The organism is Bacillus sp. Xin1, assembly GCF_013314535.1.
Taxonomy (GTDB): Bacteria; Bacillota; Bacilli; order Bacillales; family Bacillaceae_G; genus Bacillus_A.
Genome location: NZ_JABUAE010000159.1, coordinates 1 through 743, shown reverse-complemented (window position 1 = coordinate 743; position 743 = coordinate 1). Strand labels below are relative to the sequence as shown.

Below are 743 nucleotides of genomic sequence, written 5' to 3'. Positions count from 1 at the left end.
ATGGCCAGGGAATTAGATGTATGTGTAGTTGCTTTATCACAATTAAGTCGTGCTGTTGAGAGCAGACAAGATAAACGTCCTCTGTTATCTGATTTACGTGAGACAGGGCAAATTGAGCAAGATGCTGACTTGATTGCATTTTTATATCGTGAAGATTATTACGATGCAGAAACAGCGAATAAAAACATAACTGAAATTATTCTGGCCAAGCAGAGAAATGGGCCTGTCGGTACAGTTGAACTTGCGTTTATTAAAGAGTTTAGCAAATTCATTAATTTAGAGAGAAGGTACGATAATCAAAAGGAGGCACGATAATGTTATTACGACAGGAAGTTGAACGGAGAAAATTACTCATTATTCGTAAATTACTTGGTTTAGGGCTATCTGAAATAAACGGGCAAACATTAGACCAATTAACATTAACGCAACTTGAAGGAATTTTAAAAGCAGGCTTACAGGTATTGGAGGGAAAGAGCAATGCCAAAGCAGTTAACAATATTTGATGTTGAACCAGTAGTAGCATTTGATCCTAAGAAAGCACATATTCATCGGTTGAATTCTCAAGTGCGTTTTGCTGATGTGGAGGTTCAAATACCAAGACAAGCAAGGGCAGTTGATGAACTAAAGCCTACCACAGCTCCTAGTGAGAAATATGAACTATTTGAGGAATATACAATTGGGATTTGGCGTTATAAGCGAGTGGAGGATAAACAATTTGAATGGGAAAAAGCCGAGGAACTTTG

General features: G+C 37.7%; 3 protein-coding genes. All 3 read left to right on the top strand.

Annotation, left to right across the window (positions count from 1 at the left end):
• On the top strand, positions 1–315 hold a 315-nt coding region (locus HRG09_RS28265; RefSeq protein WP_217448204.1), incomplete at its 5' end, for a replicative DNA helicase.
• The gene (locus HRG09_RS28260) at positions 315–503 is read left to right on the top strand and encodes a hypothetical protein (protein WP_174104094.1); all 189 of its coding nucleotides are present in this window, start codon (positions 315–317) and stop codon (positions 501–503) included. The genes HRG09_RS28265 and HRG09_RS28260, both read left to right, overlap by 1 nt.
• On the top strand, positions 478–743 hold a 266-nt coding region (locus HRG09_RS28255), incomplete at its 3' end, for a cell division protein SepF (RefSeq protein WP_174104093.1). The genes HRG09_RS28260 and HRG09_RS28255, both read left to right, overlap by 26 nt.